This is a genomic window from Pseudomonas sp. MPC6 (assembly GCF_006094435.1).
Lineage (GTDB): Bacteria > Pseudomonadota > Gammaproteobacteria > Pseudomonadales > Pseudomonadaceae > Aquipseudomonas.
The window spans coordinates 3,754,262-3,771,024 of record NZ_CP034783.1 but is presented as its reverse complement, the minus strand read 5'-3'; the positions used below and the strand labels follow the sequence as shown (position 1 = coordinate 3,771,024).

Sequence of the window (16,763 nt, the reverse complement as noted above, 5' to 3'; positions counted from 1 at the left end):
ATGAAGATTCGCTCACAAATCGGGATGGTTCTGAACCTGGACAAGTGCATCGGTTGCCACACCTGTTCCATCACCTGCAAAAACGTCTGGACCAGTCGCGAAGGCATGGAATACGCCTGGTTCAACAACGTCGAATCGAAACCCGGGATCGGCTACCCGAAAGAATGGGAAAACCAGGACAAGTGGAAGGGCGGCTGGATCCGCAATGCCAACGGCACGATCAACCCGCGCATCGGCGGTAAATTCCGCGTGTTGGCGAACATTTTCGCCAACCCGGACCTGCCGAGCCTCGACGATTACTACGAACCGTTCGACTTCGATTACCAGCACCTGCACACCGCACCACTGGGCGAGCATCAACCTACCGCGCGTCCGCGTTCGCTGATCTCCGGCAAGCGCATGGAAAAAATCGAGTGGGGCCCGAACTGGGAGGAAATCCTCGGCACCGAATTCGCCAAGCGCCGCAAGGACAAGAACTTCGACAAGATCCAGGCGGACATTTACGGCGAGTACGAAAACACCTTCATGATGTATTTGCCGCGCCTGTGCGAGCACTGCCTCAACCCGACGTGCGCCGCGGCCTGCCCGAGCGGGGCGATCTACAAGCGTGAAGAAGATGGCATCGTTCTGATTGACCAGGAAAAATGCCGTGGCTGGCGGATGTGCATCAGCGGCTGCCCGTACAAGAAGATCTATTTCAACTGGAAGAGCGGCAAGTCCGAGAAATGCATCTTCTGCTACCCGCGTATCGAAGCCGGGATGCCGACCGTTTGCGCGGAAACCTGTGTCGGGCGTATCCGCTACCTCGGTGTGCTGCTGTATGACGCCGACCGCATCAGCGAAGTGGCGAGCACCGCCAATGAGCAGGACCTGTACGAGAAACAACTGGAGATCTTCCTCGATCCGAATGACCCGGCGGTGATTCGTCAGGCCTTGGCCGATGGCGTGCCGCAGTCGGTGATCGATTCAGCCCAGCGTTCGCCGGTCTACAAAATGGCCGTGGACTGGAAACTCGCACTGCCGCTGCACCCGGAATATCGCACCTTGCCGATGGTTTGGTACGTACCGCCGCTGTCGCCGATCCAGAACGCTGCCACTGCCGGCACCGTCGGTATGAACGGGGTGATCCCGGACGTCGACAGCCTGCGCATTCCCTTGAAGTACCTGGCCAACCTGCTGACCGCTGGCGATGAAAAACCGGTCAAGCGTGCACTGAAACGCTTGCTGGCGATGCGCGCCTACAAACGTTCCGAGCAAGTCGACGGCGTGCAGGACCTGCAGGTGCTGGCGGATGTCGGCCTGAGCGTGGCCCAGGTCGAGGAGATGTATCGCTACCTGGCAATCGCCAACTACGAAGACCGCTTTGTTGTACCGAGTGCCCACCGTGAAGACGCCATGAGCGATGCCTTCGCCGAGCGTTCCGGTTGCGGCTTCAGTTTCGGCAGCGGCTGTAGTGGTAGCTCCGACACCAACATGTTCGGCGCCAAGAAGGCCAACCGCCGCGACATCCTGAAAACCGTGCAGTTGTGGGAGGAATGAGCATGCAAATTCTCAAAGTGATTTCGCTGCTGCTCGATTACCCGACCGAGACGCTGATTGGCGGTCGCGACGAACTGGAGCAGGCCATCATCCAGTCCAGGGAAATCAGCCCGAAACAGCGCGGCGCCTTGTTCGAATTGCTCGAGCTGATCTGCGGCAATGACCTGATGGACGGGCAGGAGTACTACGGTGCCCTGTTCGGTCGGGGGCGCTCGTTGTCGCTGCTGTTATTCGAGCATGTGCACGGTGAGTCCCGCGACCGTGGCCAGGCGATGGTCGACATGATGGCGCAATACGAAGAAGCCGGTTTTGCCATCGGCGTCAAGGAGCTGCCCGATTACATCCCGCTGTACCTGGAATTCCTCTCCACCCGCGAAGACATCGAGGCCCGCGAGGGCCTGGCGGATGTTTCGCACTTGCTGGCCTTGCTCGCCGCACGTCTGGAAGAGCGTGAAAGCGCCTACGCCAGTTGCTTTCGAGCGCTGCTGCAAATTGCCGGGGCCGAACCGCATCAGGCGGTCGCCGACTTGCGGGCGCAGGTCGCGGCGGAACCGCGCGACGACTCCCTCGAAGCCCTCGACAAGATCTGGGAAGAGGAGGCGGTGGACTTTCTCCAGGCCGAACAGCAGGACCGTTGCAGTGGACTGCCGAGCGCACCGGGCAAGGTCCGTGAGGAAAGCGCAGTGCCGTTGCACTGGGTGGATTTTCAGCATGAAGGGTTGGCCGCCGTGCCGGCCAAGGAGGTGGGCAATGTCTAAATGGAACCTGTTGTTGTTCGGGGTCTATCCCTATGTCGCCCTGGCGATTTGCCTGATTGGCAGCTGGGCGCGCTTCGATCTGTCGCAGTACACCTGGAAGGCCGGCTCGAGCCAGATGCTCAACCAACGCGGCATGCGCGTGGCGAGCAACTTCTTCCACATCGGTGTGTTGTTCGTGCTGGCGGGGCATTTCGTCGGCCTGCTGACCCCGGCGTCGATTTATCACCACGTGATCAGCACTGAGAACAAGCAGTTGCTGGCGATGGTCTCCGGCGGCTTTTTCGGGCTGTTGTGCCTGATCGGCCTGCTGATGCTGGTCAACCGGCGGCTCAGCGACCCTCGGGTCCGTGCCACCTCCAGCCCTTCGGACATCCTGATTCTGCTGGTGCTGCTGGCGCAGTTGCTGCTCGGTCTGCTGACCATCGTCGCATCTACCGGGCACATGGACGGCTCGGTCATGGTGATGCTCGCCGATTGGGCGCAGAACACCGTGCTGTTGCGTCCGGTGGAAGCAGCGGCAGCCATTGCGCCGGTCGGGCTGATCTACAAGTTGCATGTGTTCCTCGGCTTGACCCTGTTCGTGCTGTTCCCCTTCACCCGTCTCGTACACATGATCAGCGCGCCGATCTGGTACCTGGGGCGTCGTTATCAAATCGTTCGTCAGAAGTACTGAGGAGAGAATCATGTCAGGTGGATGTGGATGTGGTGGCGGTAACGGGGGCAGCGGTGGCTGCGGTTCTTCCAAAAAAGCCGAGGACGTCCTCGACATCGCGCCGGTGGCGCAGGCGCAGTTTGAAGCGCTGCCGGTTGAACCCGCAGGGGCCGATGACGCCCCGGCGCAGTTGATCGCCAGCAGTGAGCAGGAGTGGCCGATCATCAGCGTCAACGAGGTGTCGATCACCCCCGAGGCGATGGCCCAGGAGCTGCAGTATCACCCGGCCGAAAGCCGCGAGGAGGCGGTCTATCTGGCTGCCAGGGCGCTGGTGATCCGCGAGTTGTTGCAGCAGCGCATCACCGAGCTCGGCGTGTCGCTGGAGATCGGCGCCGGTGAGAACGAAGAAGAGGCGGCCACACGCTTGCTGCTCGAACGTGAGGTGAAAGTGCCGCAGTGCGACGAGGAGTCGAGTCTGCGTTACTACGAAAACAATCGCGGACGCTTCCACAGCGCGCCGTTGCTGGCAGTGCGGCACATCCTGCTCGAGTGCGCGCCGGACGATGCCGAGGCGCGCTCCCTGGCGCAGGTCCAGGCGCAAATCCTGCTGGAGCGCCTGGCAGAGTTGCCCGGCAGTTTTGCCGAGCTGGCCGTGAAATATTCGGCCTGCCCGTCGAAGGCCCAAGGCGGTTCCCTGGGCCAGATCAGCAAGGGCCAGACCGTGCCCGAACTGGAGCGCCAGCTGTTTACCCTGGCTCCGGGTCTGGCCGGCAAACCGCTGGAAAGTCGCTATGGCTGGCATGTGATCAGTGTCGATCAGCGCATCGAAGGCAAGCCGTTGCCTTATGAAGTGGTGTCGACTGCGATTCGCACGCAGCTGCAGCAAGGCGTCTGGCAAAAAGCCCTGGTGCAGTACCTGCAAACCCTGATCGGTGCGGCGGACATTCGTGGCATCCACTTGCAGGGCGCCGACTCACCGCTGGTGCAGTGAAATCGGGCCAATCGGGAGATGTGATGAACGCTGTGATGCAGGATGGTTTTGGGCGCCAGATCGATTATCTGCGGATGTCGGTGACGGACCGGTGTGATTTTCGCTGTGTGTATTGCATGGCGAAAAACATGACCTTCCTGCCGCGTCAGCAGGTGCTCACCCTGGAGGAATTGCAGCGCCTGGCGACGCTGTTCGTCGGCCTGGGCGTTCGCAAGATCCGCCTCACCGGCGGTGAGCCGCTGATTCGCCCGGGCATTGTCGGATTGTGCCGCAACATCGCCGCCTTGCCCGGTTTGCGCGAACTGGTGATGACCAGCAACGGCTCGCAACTGGGGCGGCTGGCCGGGCCATTGGTGGAGGCCGGGGTCAAACGGATGAACATCAGCCTCGATAGCCTGGACGGGCAGAAGTTTCGGGCGATCACCCGCAACGGCGATCTCGACCAGGTGCTGGGCGGCATCGAAGCGGCGCGCGGCGCGGGGTTCGAGCGCGTCAAACTCAACTGCGTGGTGATGAAGGGGCGCAATTTCGATGAGGTCCCGGCGTTGGTGCAATACGCCATCGACCAGCGCATCGATATCAGCTTTATCGAGGAAATGCCCCTGGGCGACGTCGGGCGCTCCCGGGGCGAGTCGTTTTGTTCCAGCGATGAAGTGCGCACGCTGATCGCCGGGCGGCATCGCTTGCTCGACAGCACCGAAAACAGCGGTGGGCCGGCGCGTTATGTGCGCCTGGAGCGCCACCCCGAGACCCGCATCGGCTTCATTTCACCCAACAGCCACAACTTCTGTGGCAGCTGCAATCGGGTGCGGATGACTGTGGAGGGGAAGCTGTTGCTGTGCCTGGGGCAGGAGGATGCTCTGGATTTACGCGGATTGCTGCGGCGTTATCCGCTGGATGACCAGCCGGTGATCGATGCAATCCACAAAGCCTTGCGCGGCAAGCCCCTGCGCCATGATTTCAGCCCGGAGGGGGAGGTGCAGATCGTGCGGTTCATGAATATGAGTGGCGGGTAAGCCCGACCTCGGTTTTGTGTAGGAGCAAGCTTGCTCGCGATGGACTTGAATCTGGATGCGTTTCGTCAGGCAGCACGCGTAATCGTTAACGACCATCGCGAGCAAGCTTGCTCCTACAGGGGTGGCTGGCATTTCGGTCATTTCCCAGTTGTTTTTGTTCCCATATTCTTGATGTTGATCAATTGCAGATCAGCCCTTAGTCCGTAGTCTCCACTGCATGTTGTGTTTATTTAAGTTTAAACATCTATATGTAGTGTCTGGAGCCCCGAATGCAGAGCACGCTGATCGCAACAGGATTCAACCGCTTGCACAAACGCGATGGCAGTCTGGTCGCCTTCGATGCGGACAAGATCCGCCAGGCGTTGATCGCCGCCGGCAAGGCGACCGGGGAATACACCGAGGATGAAGTCGACGGCTTGCTGCAGGCGGTACTGGCCCGGCTGGAAGGGTTATCCCGGCTGCACGTCGAGCAGGTCCAGGATCGCGTCGAGCGCGTCTTGATGGACGCCGGGTTTTTCTTCGCCATGCGCGCCTACATCGTCTACCGCGAACAACACGGGCGCTTGCGCCGCGACCGCCGGACCCTGGTCGAAGTAGCGACCTCGATGAACGAATACCTGGACCGCGACGACTGGCGAGTCCAGGCCAACGCCAATCAAGGCTATTCCCTGGGCGGCCTGGTACTCAACGTATCGGGCAAGGTCACCGCCAACTACTGGCTGGACGAGGTGTACAGCGAGGCCATCGGCCAGGCCCACCGCGAGGCGGACCTGCATGTGCACGACCTCGACATGCTCGCCGGTTACTGCGCTGGCTGGTCGCTGCGCGTGCTGCTGCACGAGGGCCTCAACGGCGTGCCGGGGCGGGTCGAAGCCGGTCCGCCCAAGCACTTGAGCAGTGCCCTGGGGCAGATGGTGAATTTCCTCGGCACTCTGCAAAACGAATGGGCCGGCGCCCAGGCGTTCAGCTCGTTCGATACCTACCTGGCACCCTATGTACGCAAGGACCAGTTGAGTTTTGAGGAGGTGCGCCAGGCGATCCAGGAGTTCATCTACAACCTCAACGTGCCTTCGCGCTGGGGCACCCAGACGCCGTTCACCAACCTGACCTTTGACTGGGTCTGTCCGCAGGATTTGCGTGAGCAGATCCCCGTCATCGGCGGCGAGGAAATGCCGTTTGCCTATGGCGAGCTGCAAGTGGAAATGGACCTGCTCAACCGCGCCTACATCGAGGTGATGCAGGCCGGCGACGCAAAAGGGCGGGTGTTCACCTTTCCGATCCCGACCTACAACATCACCTATGACTTTCCCTGGGACAGTGAAAACGCCGACCGGCTGTTCGAGATGACCGCCCGTTACGGCCTGCCGTACTTCCAGAACTTCCTCAATTCGGACCTGCAGCCCAATCAGGTGCGCTCGATGTGCTGCCGCTTGCAGCTGGATGTCCGTGAGCTGCTCAAGCGGGGCGGCGGCCTGTTCGGCTCGGCGGAACAGACCGGATCGCTCGGTGTGGTAACGATCAACTGTGCGCGCCTGGGTCATGTGTTCAAGGGCAATGTCAGTGGTTTGTTGCAGCGCCTGGACACCCTGATGGAACTGGCGATGGAGAGCCTGGAGGTCAAGCGCAAAGTGATCCAGCACCACATGGATGCCGGTCTGTACCCCTACACCAAGCGTTACCTGGGGACCCTGCGCAACCATTTCTCCACCATCGGTCTCAACGGAATGCATGAAATGCTGCGCAATTTCACCGGTGACGAGGAGGGCATGCACACCGAGTACGGCCGCCAGTTTGCCCTGAACATGCTGGACCATGTGCGGGCCACCTTGCTGCGTTTCCAGGAGGAAACCGGGCATATGTACAACCTCGAAGCGACTCCGGCGGAAGGCACCACCTATCGCTTCGCCAAGGAGGACATCAAGCGCTACCCCGACATCCTCCAGGCCGGCAGCACCCAGGCGCCGTACTACACCAACTCGTCGCAACTGCCGGTGGGCTACACCGACGACCCCTTCGAAGCCCTGGAGCTGCAGGACGAACTGCAATGCAAATACACCGGCGGCACGGTCCTGCACCTGTACATGGCCGAGCGGATTTCCTCTACCGAAGCCTGCAAGCAACTGGTGCGCAAGGCCCTTGGCCGCTTCCGCCTGCCGTACCTGACCGTGACCCCGACGTTCTCCATCTGCCCGGTGCACGGCTACCTGGATGGCGAACACGAGTTCTGCCCCAAATGCGACGAGGTCCTGCTGCTCAAAGAACAGCAGACCGGCTCCCTTCACTGATGCTGATCACCCCCCTGTAGGAGCCGGCTTGCCGGCGAAGGCGTCTTCATGAGCGCTGCAAGACTCGAGGCCGCTTTCGCTGGCAAGCCAGCTCCTACAGGGTTTGGTATCGGCACCGTTCATTGAAGCCGATCACGCTCCTCTGTAGGAGCCGGCTTCATGAGCGCTGCAAGACTCGAGGCCGCTTTCGCTGGCAAGCCAGCTCCTACAGGGTTTGGTATCGGCACCGTTCATTGAAGCCGATCACGCTCCTCTGTAGGAGCCGGCTTGCCGGCGAAGGCGTCTTCATGAGCGCTGCAAGACTCGAGGCCGCTTTCGCTGGCAAGCCAGCTCCTACAGGGTTTGGTATCGGCACCGTTCATTGAAGCCGATCACGCTCCTCTGTAGGAGCCGGCTTCATGAGCGCTGCAAGACTCGAGGCCGCTTTCGCTGGCAAGCCAGCTCCTACAGGGTTTGGTATCGGCACCGTTCATTGAAGCCGATCACGCTCCTCTGTAGGAGCCGGCTTGCCGGCGAAGGCGTCTTCATGAGCGCTGCAAGACTCGAGGCCGCTTTCGCTGGCAAGCCAGCTCCTACAGGGGACCTCCGTACCGTTCGTTCATTTCAATCCACTCAACCGCAAGGAGCTTCACCATGACTGCATCGCAACCACTGCCCCAGGCTCAACGTCAACGCTGCGAAGTCTGGACCCGGGTGATGGGTTACCACCGTCCCGTGTCGGCGTTCAATCCAGGCAAACAGTCAGAGCACCGCGAGCGGGTGCATTTCACTGAAAGCGCGGCACTGGCCGGGCGCCAATGAGTCGAATGCTGCGGGTCGGGGGCATGGTGCCCCTGACCACTATCGACTACCCGGGACAGCTCGCGTGCGTGCTGTTCTGCCAGGGGTGCGCCTGGCGCTGTCGCTACTGTCATAACCCTCAGTTGATCCCTCCCCGTGGCACCGAGGAGGTGGACTGGCGGCGGGTGCTGGCGTTTCTGCAACGGCGCCAGGACCTGCTCGATGCCGTAGTGTTCAGCGGCGGAGAACCGACCCTGCAGGATGCCTTGCCCAACGCCATGGATGAAGTGCGGACGCTGGGTTTTCGCATCGGTTTGCACAGCGCAGGGATCAAGCCCGCGGCCTTTTCAAGGGCCCTGGCCGGGGCCGATTGGGTCGGTTTCGATGTCAAGGCGTTGCCCGAGGACTGCCAGGCCATCACCCGGGTCGAGGGCAGCGGCACCGCCAACTGGCGCAGCCTCGAGCATCTGCTGGCCAGTGGGGTCGCCTATGAATGTCGCACCACTGTCCACTGGCATTTGTTCGAGCCGGCGCGTCTATTGATCCTGGCGCAGCGTTTGAGCCAGCTCGGGGTCAAGCGCTTCGCCGTGCAACTGGTGCGTACCGAGCGGATGTTCGATCCGCTGTTGTCGAGCGTTTCGGCGCAAGCCTTGTTGCCTGAGCTTTGGGCCGAGATGCGCGAGCTGTTTCCCGCCTTTGTGTTGCGAGGTTGATCCAGGTTGCAACATCCGTACATCACGCGGATCAAGGCGCATAACGCTTGCGAAATCGCTCGGCACGATCGACGCTGTCATTCATCTGCGCCGCCGCATGAATCGTCAGCGGATGCTGGGTGAAGCCGGGGCGGGGGGAAATGTAGGCCGCCATTTCCCGGGCGATAGCCAACTGCTGAGCCGACCCCTGGGTCAGCAAGGCAATGACCAGGTTTTCCAGGGCGATCACCCGGACACGCAGATGTACCAGCTCGGCATTGGTCAAATCCGGTGGCGTGGTAAAGGCCTCTGCTTCGAGTGATTGTTCCGCGCCTATATCTTCCCAGGTCGACAATTGGACCGGGGATTGTTCGGTCGAGGGAGGGGTTTTATCAGGCATCAGCAGCATCTCCAGGTCAATTCATGTGGCTGTCGAAAGTCTAGCCTCAAGACTGCCATCAGGTACGCGCGCTCAATGTCGGCGCTTGATCCCTATCAAGGTCACCGTTGCGCGAACGATGTACGTTGGCGGTACACCCTGGATATAAACCGAGGGATCGACATGGCCAAGCCTTTTCCCATCAGCCCCAAACACCCCGAGCGCATTTGCTGGGGCTGCGACCGGTATTGCCCAGCCAGTTCATTAGCCTGTGGCAATGGCTCCGACCGGACGATGCATCCTGCCGAAATGATCGGGGACGACTGGTATCTGCACGGGGACTGGGGTATAGACCCGTTGATTGCCGTGGTACAAATAGCCGAAGATCCCGACCCGCAGGGCTGAACGGGCGCTCGAAAAACAGCCAATCCACCCGGCAGAATTTTTTTTGAAATCAAGGGGTTGCCAGCCTCGGGAAATCAGTACATAATTCACGCCATCGAAAGCACTGACCGCTCAAAAAGCTCAATGTTTTCAAGGAGTTAGATCAAGATCTTACTCCAAGTTTGTACGCGTTTGGTGTTGTGCTACATGACATCAGATGTTTGAGGCCGAGTAGCAAAATGGTTATGCAGTGGATTGCAAATCCACCTACGCCGGTTCGATTCCGACCTCGGCCTCCACTTTAAACAAGCTCCGTAGATCTATGATTTACGGAGCTTTTTTATTTGCATTGTCCGGCAAGATTTAGTCTTGAAATGGGCATTTGCGAACTTGCTTCACCGGGATGGGATGTATATATTTCCACCTCTGCTGCACAAGCGTCAGAATGGCCAGCTTGTTTAATTGGCACTGTTCAGACCGCTTCACCGCGCTACCGCCCGAATGGCGAAACTGGTAGACGCATGGGACTTAAAATCCCCCGCTCGTAAGGGCGTGCCGGTTCGATTCCGGCTTCGGGCACCATACATATCAAGGGCTTGCGTGAGATTTCTCATGCAGGCCCTTCGTGTTTTTGTTGCGCAATTTTTGATATGTTCCGCAATTCACATCGTTGACAAGACTTTTCCCCTTCCTTTCCGATGTACTGGTCAAGCATGACGACGATCGTATGCCCCACTCGATCTAGAAGCTGCTGAACAAGCAAGCAGGATTCACTTGGACGGAACTGGTCACGTTACTGGGTGGGCTTGGATATCGCCAGATCGAGCTGGAGTGAAATGCCAACGGTCAGTTACAGGCGATGGCGACGGCCTTTTCGGCGCGCTTGAGTTGCTGTTTGACGTCGGCGGGGATTCGCTGCTCTTTGAGCCGTTGCTCGAGAAACAGCTGATCGCCCCGGGAGTTTACCTCGGCATCGGACGCGGCAACCTGCGCTTGAACCGTGGCAGCGTGCGCCGCGATGACCGCCTCGACTTCTTGTTCATTCCTGGCCGTATCGAGCGCGAGAACCAGCTTGCCGACTTCGGCCTTCTCGGCCTCGGCGTAGCCATCGACCGAGAGCCCCGCGGCCAGTGCGCGTGCCTGGATTTCCAACACTTTCACACGCTGTCGGGCAATCTTGCACTGCTCATCCCGTTGCGGATTCTCGCTGGCTTCCCAAGTGCTCAACCCATAAGTCACGGCACCAATAATCGCCAAGGTGGCGGCGGCGCCCAATAATTTGCCTTTCACAACGCGCAACCTCTTTTTTGATCGCCAGGCCAGGAGCGTCACCAGACCCAATCGACACAGAATCTTGGGTTCTGGTCTGTGACAGGACGAGTATCGATACCGGTGTTTTACAAATTTATGGTCGACCTCCGCCAGGCGTCGGATCAGGCTTGCGGCGATCGCTCCCTGCAGGATTGCCGACATCCAGCAGCCTTCTCTCCACCAGCACGTTTTGCAAGGCCTGCCGGGCATCAGGATCCAGTTGATGCTCTCGCTCCTTGAGTTCGAGCAGGATCGGGCTGGACCAGCCACGATAGGTTTTTTCGGCGGCACGGATGGATGACATCTATCTCTCCCTGATTGGACGCAGTTATAAAAAACGACGCTGGATGCGCTAGGAATCCTAGTTGAGGAAATTCATTGTTGCCAACAAATTGACACGACAACGCCGCCCCTTGCTGGCAGCGACGCTATAGCACTAATAATCAAATAATATAGTGCGTAGTTTTGATTTTTCTAACCTTAAGCGCTGTGGTGCCCAACCAGGCGGGTCAGTTAAGTTCAGTATGCGTCAGTCACTATTTCTGTTTCCAGGTGCCACCGCCGGTTTCGCAATCGACCTTCGATTGCCCGAGATTTTCAGCCCCGTAGTAATAGGTAATGATCTGGGCATCTTTCGGGATGTTCAGTGCCTTGCTGTTCTTGTCCTTGCTGACGGACTGAGGGTTGGCCAGGGATTCGGGCGTCACGGTGCCCAGGCATGTGGCCTGGTAAAGGTCGTCGCACTGTTCGACTTTTTTCTTGGTGCTGGTCAGCATCTCCTTGCTCTCGTTGCTGCAGGACCAGTCGGTGGCGTCCACCGGCATGCCTTTGTACTCATAGCAGGTGTGGGTCTCGATGACGGGCACGGAAGGGCTCTGGGATCGGGTCAGGACATCGCACCCCTGGGCCATCGTCAGGGTAGGGCTCAGGCAGGCAAGCAGAAGCACAAGTCTACTGTTCATCGGGATTTCCTCTCCAGTAACGCCCCGCCTGCAAGGTCAGGGCATATACCTTTGGAAACATAACGAACAGCCTTGTTCCATCCGATTTTCTACTGAGTGCTGTGCAAGAGGCGGCCGGGCCGAATCAACGCAACCCGGCCGCCTGATGGCTTGGCTAAACGAATGGTTGGCCGGTAAAACCCCGAGGCAAGCGTTGCCGTCCGGCCATGGCGGTGAGCCGCTCGGTCCAGGCCGCGCGCCAGTCGTTGGCAGTGCGGGTGACTCTGGTTGTACGGGAGGCGCGGCGTGCAGCGTTGCGCTGGTCTTTGCGGGCTTGCTTGAAGGCGTCGGTGTTGCGACAGCTTCTGCATTTCACGCGGTTCAGTTCGCGGGTCGAGGTGAGATTGGAGCCTTTATGACCGCAGGCCAGATGCCCGCCGATCTTGAAGTGGGTGACCATCAGACGTCTCCTTGGTGACGTGTGATCGTTTGACCTTGCGCAGGTGATAATGTTCGTCGGCCGGGTCACGGGCAAAAAAAAAGGCTCGCATGCGGGCGGGCCAAGGGATGCTTCAAAAGGAGTGAGGCCACTGTAGGGGGTGAATTGTGAAAGCAATGTGAAAGGAAACTTCAGGTAAAAAAATCCCGACGCCAGGTCGGGTTGACGGGTGTAGTGGCAAGCACTCAGGCAAGGACGCACCCGGTAACTGATCGTTGCCGTTCATGCGTCCTGAATCAGGCCGTGCTCTCGAATCCGTTGACCAGATCCAATCATCTGAACCGCGGCAGGGGCGGGTCGACAGGTTTGAGCGAAGACAGCGTGTTGCGGATCAGTGGCGTGTCCTTCTCGATGTCATTCAGTCGATCACGAATTCTGAGTGCAGTCGGGTGCCCTCCTTGATGGTCGACCCAGTCGGCGATTTCCTTGCACGCCGCAGCCAAGCGAGCCTGGCGCGAGTCAAGCAGGGTGAGCAGGGTGGTGATGGACTCTTTTTCGGACATGGCAAACACCTCCGTTGAAGAAACCTTGTCAGTGGTAGCAAAAAGCCCGCTGGGAGCGAGCTTTCGACCGATGGGTCGCTGATCCTTCAGCATTTTTCAGTATAGACCCGGACTACAGCCTTGTCGGGCGGTGATCTGAGACCTGGCGCTCAACTGCGTCATTGCAGTGTCCAGAACAAGCATAGAAGCCATTTGCGATCATGCAAAAAATCAACGGGCAGTTCGTCGGTTGAATCGGCGGTGTGCCGCCAGTCAGGGATTGTCCGCGGCGGCGATCATCTTCTCGAGAAAAGTCGCCAGTCCGACTTCCTCGGCCCTGAGTCCTTTGCGTGTTCTGGGGCGCGGCAACTCGGCCAGGGCCCCCAGGAGAAATCCGTCGAGCACTGCCGGGTGGATGTAGCACTTGCGGCAGACCGCCGGGGTGTTGCCCAGTTGCCGGGCGACGTTCTTGACCATCTCCACCACATGGCGCTTGGCGTCCGACTCCGGCTCCCATTGCAATTGACGCAATACCGACAACGCCAGGACGCTGCCAGCCCAGGTGCGGTAATCCTTGGCGGTGAAGTCGGCGCCGGTCAGGGTTTGCAGGTAGGCGTTGACGTCGGAGGAGCTGATGTTATGCCGTTCGCCGTTTTCATCCAGATACTGAAACAGGTTTTGCCCGGGGATTTCCTGGCAGCGCTTGATGATCCGCGCCAGGCGTCGGTCTTTCACGGTGATCTGATGTTCAACGCCGCTTTTGCCGCGGAACTGGAACAGGATCGCACTGCCATTGATCTCGACGTGACGGCTGCGCAGGGTGGTCAGGCCGTATGAGCGGTTATCCCGCGCGTACTGCGTATTGCCGACCCGGATCAGTGTCGCGTCGAGCAAGGTGATGACCGTGGCCATGACTTTGTCCCGACTGAAACCCGGTGCCGCCAACAGCGTTTCCAGCTGTCGGCGCAGTTTGGGCAAGGCGCGTGCGAAGTCCCGCAGGCGCGAGTACTTATCGGCATCGCGCACTTCCCGCCAGCGTGCGTGATAACGGTATTGCTTGCGCCCCCGGGCATCGCGTCCGGTGGCCTGCAGGTGGCCGCGCGGGTCGGCGCAGATCCACACGGCGGTGTAGGCCGGGGGCACGGCGAGGGCGTTGATGCGCTTGATTTCGTCCGGGTCGGTGATGCGCTGGCCCGCGGGATCGAAGTAGCAGAACTTGCCGCGCAGTGTCCTGCGGGTGATGCCGGGCAGGGTGTCATCGACGTAATGCAGATCAGGCGGCAGTACGTCGGGCGGTACGGTATCGGACATGGCGGTAGTCCTTGCAACGAATCAGGGGCCGTTATTGCCATTGACCGCAGGCCGTTGCAGTGGTGCCGGCAAAGTTATTCCAGCCAGGCCATGCCAGCCAGATTATGCCAGCACGGCGACCGCCTTGATCTGGGCCCAGAGTTGCTGGCCGGGCTGCACGCGCAACTGGTCCCGGGAGTAGCGGGTGATTCGCGCCAGCAGCGGCGTGCCGGCGGCGTCCAGCCGGATCAGCACGTGAGCGGCATTGTCGGCGCCCATCTCACTGATCACGGTGACCGGCAGGCGATTGAGGATGCTGCTGTGCTCGACGTTGTGCAGGCTCAGGCTGACATCCCGGGCCTGAACCTTGCAGCGCAGTGCCTGGCCCGCGTCCATCGGCGTGTGCGCCACGCGAATGTTCAGGGCGGTGCCTGGCAGCTGCAGAGTCAGCAGTTGATACTCGGGGTCATAGGTACTGACATGCCCCTCGATCACCACGCCCGCGTCATCGCCCAATGCCAGGGGCAGATCGAGCCGGGCCAGGGTTTCGCCGATCGGACCGCTGGCCAGCGCCTTGCCATCGCTGAGCAGGACGATGTGGTCGGCCAGCCGTGCGACTTCGTCCTGGGAGTGACTGACGTACAGCACCGGGATGTCCAGTTCATCGTGCAGCCGTTGCAGGTAGGGCAGGATTTCGCTTTTGCGTTGGCTGTCCAGCGCCGCCAGCGGTTCGTCCATCAGCAGCAGTTTCGGGCTGGTGAGGAGGGCGCGGGCGATGCCGACCCGTTGCCGTTCGCCGCCCGAAAGGTGCTGCGGATGGCGGTCCAGCAGATGGCCGATCCCGAGCAGTTCGGTGGCGTGAGTCATGTCGACCCGGCGTTGTGGTTTCGGGATTCGCTTCAGGCCGAATTCCAGGTTGGCCAGCACCGACAGATGGGGAAACAGGCTGGCCTCCTGAAACACATAACCCAGTGCGCGTTTGTGCGGCGGGACGAAAATCTGCTGGTCGCTGTCCTGCCAGACCTCATCGTTGACCTGGACAAAGCCCTGTTCGGCCCGTTCCAGGCCGGCAATGCAGCGCAGGCAAGTGGTCTTGCCCGAGCCGGAGTGACCGTACAGCGCGGTGACGCCACGACCGGGCAATTGCAAGTCCACATTCAGGGCGAACCCCGAATATTTCAGTTTCAAGCGCATATGAATCATCGATCAGCTCCAGCCCGCTTTGGTTTTGCGGCTGGAGTAGAGCGCCAGCAACACGGCAAACGAGAACACCAGCATCGCCCCGGCCAGCCAATGGGCCTGGGCGTATTCCATGGCCTCGACGTGGTCGTAGATCTGTACCGAGACCACCCGGGTCTTGTCGGGAATGTTGCCGCCGATCATCAACACCACGCCGAACTCGCCGACGGTGTGGGCGAAACCGAGGATGGCCGCAGTGATGAAACCCGGCCGGGCCAGGGGCAGGATCACGCTGAAAAAAGTGTCCCAGGGATTGGCGCGCAAGGTCGCGGCCACTTCCAGGGGGCGGGTGCCGATGGCGGAAAAAGCGTTTTGCAGCGGCTGGACCACGAATGGCATCGAGTACAGCGCCGAGCCGATCACCAGCCCCGCAAAACTGAAGGTAAGGGTGCCGAGCCCCAGGGATTGGGTGAACTGGCCGACAAACCCGTGGGGGCCGAGGGCAAGCAACAAATAAAAGCCAATGACCGTAGGCGGCAGCACCAGGGGCAGGGCGACGATCGCCCCGACCGGACCGCGCAGCCAGGATTGGGTGCGCGACAGCCATAACGCAATCGGCGTGCCGATGATCAGCAGGATGACCGTGGTCAGCGACGCCAGTTTCAGGGTCAGCCAGATGGCGGAAAAGTCGGCACTCGATAGGGTCATTTAGAGTTGGTAACCGTAGGACTTGATGACGGCGGCGGCTTTCGGACCCTTGAGGTAGTCAACCAGCGCCTTGGCGGCCGGGTTGTCCTTGCCTTTGTTGAGGATCACCGCATCCTGTTTGATCGGGTCGTGCATCTCGGCCGGAACGATCCAGGCCGAACCGCCGGTGACTTTGCCGTCTTTATAGATCTGCGACAAGGCCACGAAGCCCAGTTCGGCGTTGCCGGTGGAGACGAACTGATAGGCCTGGGTGATGTTCTGGCCTTCGACGATCTTGGCTTTGACCTTGTCGGTCAGGCCCAGCTTGGCCAGCACCTGGGTCGCGGCCAGGCCATAAGGCGCGGTTTTTGGGTTGGCGATGGACAGATGCTGATACCGGGTGTCGCTGAGCACGTTGCCTTTGGCGTCGACGTAGCCTTCCTTGGCTGACCACAGCGCCAGGGTGCCGATGGCGTAGGTGAAGCGCGAGCCCTTGACGGTGTCGCCTTCGGTTTCAAGTTTTTGCGGGGTGGTGTCGTCGGCGGAGAGGAACACTTCGAAAGGTGCGCCGTTCTTGATCTGGGTGTAGAACTGGCCGGTTGCACCAAAGGAGGTGACCAGTTTGTGCCCGGTGTCTTTCTCGAAACCAGCCGCGATGGCCTGGATCGGCGCGGTGAAGTTGGCCGCGACGGCGACCTGGACTTCCTCCGCCTGGGCAGAACCCAAGGCGAACACAGCGATCAGGCTTGCAAGGCAGGTGGGGGCAAAGCGTGAGGCACGAATGGTCATGAAACGGCTCCGTTATAGGCAAGTACAGAGGGGTGAAACGCTATATAGCTGAATATATAGCGAAACGCCTGCAAACGGAACGCTGTAGATATGGCTGTGTAGGAGCTGG

General features: G+C 60.1%; 19 protein-coding genes and 2 tRNA genes. 11 read left to right on the top strand and 10 right to left on the bottom strand.

The features are described 5' to 3' along the window. From narH to ELQ88_RS19380, 8 genes are all read left to right on the top strand, one after another. On the top strand, positions 1–1,539 hold the full coding sequence (gene narH / locus ELQ88_RS19415; protein WP_046047388.1) for a nitrate reductase subunit beta: 1,539 nt from the start codon (positions 1–3) through the stop codon (positions 1,537–1,539). Between the two features lie 2 nt (positions 1,540–1,541). Then, positions 1,542–2,297: a nitrate reductase molybdenum cofactor assembly chaperone gene (gene narJ, locus ELQ88_RS19410; protein WP_138967078.1), complete on the top strand. Its 756-nt coding sequence runs from the start codon at positions 1,542–1,544 to the stop codon at positions 2,295–2,297. Further along, positions 2,290–2,970 (top strand): respiratory nitrate reductase subunit gamma, encoded by a 681-nt coding sequence (narI, locus tag ELQ88_RS19405; protein ID WP_128871529.1) that lies wholly within the window; start codon positions 2,290–2,292, stop codon positions 2,968–2,970. Before narJ ends, narI begins: the two co-directional genes overlap by 8 nt. Positions 2,971–2,980: 10 nt before the next feature. Beyond that, a complete protein-coding gene (locus ELQ88_RS19400) occupies positions 2,981–3,940 on the top strand; it encodes a peptidylprolyl isomerase (protein WP_138967076.1) in 960 nt (319 codons plus the stop codon). A gap of 23 nt (positions 3,941–3,963) precedes the next feature. Continuing rightward, on the top strand, positions 3,964–4,956 hold the full coding sequence (gene moaA, locus ELQ88_RS19395; protein ID WP_138967074.1) for a GTP 3',8-cyclase MoaA: 993 nt from the start codon (positions 3,964–3,966) through the stop codon (positions 4,954–4,956). 269 nt (positions 4,957–5,225) lie between these two features. After that, on the top strand, positions 5,226–7,241 hold the full coding sequence (locus ELQ88_RS19390; RefSeq protein ID WP_138967072.1) for a ribonucleoside triphosphate reductase: 2,016 nt from the start codon (positions 5,226–5,228) through the stop codon (positions 7,239–7,241). A 633-nt stretch (positions 7,242–7,874) separates the two neighbouring features. Next, on the top strand, positions 7,875–8,042 hold the full coding sequence (gene nrdD / locus ELQ88_RS19385; protein WP_128871527.1) for an anaerobic ribonucleoside-triphosphate reductase: 168 nt from the start codon (positions 7,875–7,877) through the stop codon (positions 8,040–8,042). Beyond that, complete coding sequence (locus ELQ88_RS19380; RefSeq protein WP_178084702.1) at positions 8,039–8,734, top strand: anaerobic ribonucleoside-triphosphate reductase activating protein; 696 nt, start codon at positions 8,039–8,041, stop codon at positions 8,732–8,734. Before nrdD ends, ELQ88_RS19380 begins: the two co-directional genes overlap by 4 nt. A 31-nt stretch (positions 8,735–8,765) precedes the next feature. On the opposite strand, the gene ELQ88_RS19375 is transcribed toward ELQ88_RS19380, so the two are convergent. Next, entirely contained in the window at positions 8,766–9,113 is a 348-nt protein-coding gene (locus ELQ88_RS19375; protein ID WP_138967070.1) for a hypothetical protein, read from the bottom strand. A gap of 162 nt (positions 9,114–9,275) precedes the next feature. On the opposite strand from ELQ88_RS19375, the gene ELQ88_RS19370 reads away from it, so the two are divergent. From ELQ88_RS19370 to ELQ88_RS19360, 3 genes are all read left to right on the top strand, one after another. Next, positions 9,276–9,497, top strand: coding sequence for a DUF3079 domain-containing protein (locus tag ELQ88_RS19370; RefSeq protein ID WP_138967068.1), 222 nt, complete (start codon positions 9,276–9,278; stop codon positions 9,495–9,497). A gap of 204 nt (positions 9,498–9,701) precedes the next feature. Continuing rightward, positions 9,702–9,775, top strand: a tRNA-Cys gene (locus tag ELQ88_RS19365). Positions 9,776–9,971: 196 nt separating this feature from the next. Continuing rightward, positions 9,972–10,058, top strand: a tRNA-Leu gene (locus ELQ88_RS19360). Between the two features lie 264 nt (positions 10,059–10,322). Here the strand turns inward: ELQ88_RS19360 and ELQ88_RS19355 are convergent. From ELQ88_RS19355 to modA, 9 genes are all read right to left on the bottom strand, one after another. After that, the gene (locus ELQ88_RS19355) at positions 10,323–10,766 is read right to left on the bottom strand and encodes a hypothetical protein (RefSeq protein WP_228761538.1); all 444 of its coding nucleotides are present in this window, start codon (positions 10,764–10,766) and stop codon (positions 10,323–10,325) included. Between the two features lie 115 nt (positions 10,767–10,881). Then, the gene (locus ELQ88_RS19350) at positions 10,882–11,091 is read right to left on the bottom strand and encodes a hypothetical protein (RefSeq protein ID WP_128871524.1); all 210 of its coding nucleotides are present in this window, start codon (positions 11,089–11,091) and stop codon (positions 10,882–10,884) included. 232 nt (positions 11,092–11,323) lie between these two features. Further along, a complete protein-coding gene (locus ELQ88_RS19345; RefSeq protein ID WP_128871523.1) occupies positions 11,324–11,749 on the bottom strand; it encodes a hypothetical protein in 426 nt (141 codons plus the stop codon). Positions 11,750–11,903: 154 nt separating this feature from the next. Next, positions 11,904–12,188 carry a hypothetical protein gene (locus tag ELQ88_RS19340; RefSeq protein WP_128871522.1) on the bottom strand — a complete coding sequence of 95 codons (285 nt, stop codon included), beginning with the start codon at positions 12,186–12,188 and terminating at the stop codon, positions 11,904–11,906. 311 nt (positions 12,189–12,499) lie between these two features. Next, the gene (locus ELQ88_RS19335) at positions 12,500–12,730 is read right to left on the bottom strand and encodes a hypothetical protein (RefSeq protein ID WP_007946177.1); all 231 of its coding nucleotides are present in this window, start codon (positions 12,728–12,730) and stop codon (positions 12,500–12,502) included. 252 nt (positions 12,731–12,982) lie between these two features. Continuing rightward, positions 12,983–14,020: a DNA topoisomerase IB gene (locus ELQ88_RS19330; RefSeq protein WP_138967066.1), complete on the bottom strand. Its 1,038-nt coding sequence runs from the start codon at positions 14,018–14,020 to the stop codon at positions 12,983–12,985. Positions 14,021–14,122: 102 nt separating this feature from the next. Next, on the bottom strand, positions 14,123–15,202 hold the full coding sequence (gene modC, locus ELQ88_RS19325) for a molybdenum ABC transporter ATP-binding protein (RefSeq protein WP_138967064.1): 1,080 nt from the start codon (positions 15,200–15,202) through the stop codon (positions 14,123–14,125). Positions 15,203–15,205: 3 nt separating this feature from the next. Next, a complete protein-coding gene (gene modB / locus ELQ88_RS19320; protein ID WP_138967063.1) occupies positions 15,206–15,886 on the bottom strand; it encodes a molybdate ABC transporter permease subunit in 681 nt (226 codons plus the stop codon). Beyond that, positions 15,887–16,654, bottom strand: a complete 768-nt coding sequence (gene modA / locus ELQ88_RS19315) for a molybdate ABC transporter substrate-binding protein (RefSeq protein WP_138967061.1) — start codon at positions 16,652–16,654, stop codon at positions 15,887–15,889. Positions 16,655–16,763: the final 109 nt, after the last annotated feature.

What these genes read in the sequence shown, in the direction of transcription:
- ELQ88_RS19345 (WP_128871523.1), bottom strand. Translation starts at nt 11,749, where the DNA reads ATGAACAGTAGACTTGTGCTTCTGCTTGCCTGCCTGAGCCCTACCCTG.
- ELQ88_RS19370 (WP_138967068.1), top strand. Translation starts at nt 9,276, where the DNA reads ATGGCCAAGCCTTTTCCCATCAGCCCCAAACACCCCGAGCGCATTTGC.
- nrdD (WP_128871527.1), top strand. Translation starts at nt 7,875, where the DNA reads ATGACTGCATCGCAACCACTGCCCCAGGCTCAACGTCAACGCTGCGAA.
- narI (WP_128871529.1), top strand. Translation starts at nt 2,290, where the DNA reads ATGTCTAAATGGAACCTGTTGTTGTTCGGGGTCTATCCCTATGTCGCC.
- ELQ88_RS19340 (WP_128871522.1), bottom strand. Translation starts at nt 12,188, where the DNA reads ATGGTCACCCACTTCAAGATCGGCGGGCATCTGGCCTGCGGTCATAAA.
- ELQ88_RS19380 (WP_178084702.1), top strand. Translation starts at nt 8,039, where the DNA reads ATGAGTCGAATGCTGCGGGTCGGGGGCATGGTGCCCCTGACCACTATC.
- ELQ88_RS19400 (WP_138967076.1), top strand. Translation starts at nt 2,981, where the DNA reads ATGTCAGGTGGATGTGGATGTGGTGGCGGTAACGGGGGCAGCGGTGGC.
- ELQ88_RS19335 (WP_007946177.1), bottom strand. Translation starts at nt 12,730, where the DNA reads ATGTCCGAAAAAGAGTCCATCACCACCCTGCTCACCCTGCTTGACTCG.
- modA (WP_138967061.1), bottom strand. Translation starts at nt 16,654, where the DNA reads ATGACCATTCGTGCCTCACGCTTTGCCCCCACCTGCCTTGCAAGCCTG.
- ELQ88_RS19350 (WP_128871524.1), bottom strand. Translation starts at nt 11,091, where the DNA reads ATGTCATCCATCCGTGCCGCCGAAAAAACCTATCGTGGCTGGTCCAGC.
- ELQ88_RS19375 (WP_138967070.1), bottom strand. Translation starts at nt 9,113, where the DNA reads ATGCCTGATAAAACCCCTCCCTCGACCGAACAATCCCCGGTCCAATTG.
- narH (WP_046047388.1), top strand. Translation starts at nt 1, where the DNA reads ATGAAGATTCGCTCACAAATCGGGATGGTTCTGAACCTGGACAAGTGC.
- modC (WP_138967064.1), bottom strand. Translation starts at nt 15,202, where the DNA reads ATGATTCATATGCGCTTGAAACTGAAATATTCGGGGTTCGCCCTGAAT.
- modB (WP_138967063.1), bottom strand. Translation starts at nt 15,886, where the DNA reads ATGACCCTATCGAGTGCCGACTTTTCCGCCATCTGGCTGACCCTGAAA.
- narJ (WP_138967078.1), top strand. Translation starts at nt 1,542, where the DNA reads ATGCAAATTCTCAAAGTGATTTCGCTGCTGCTCGATTACCCGACCGAG.
- ELQ88_RS19330 (WP_138967066.1), bottom strand. Translation starts at nt 14,020, where the DNA reads ATGTCCGATACCGTACCGCCCGACGTACTGCCGCCTGATCTGCATTAC.
- moaA (WP_138967074.1), top strand. Translation starts at nt 3,964, where the DNA reads ATGAACGCTGTGATGCAGGATGGTTTTGGGCGCCAGATCGATTATCTG.
- ELQ88_RS19390 (WP_138967072.1), top strand. Translation starts at nt 5,226, where the DNA reads ATGCAGAGCACGCTGATCGCAACAGGATTCAACCGCTTGCACAAACGC.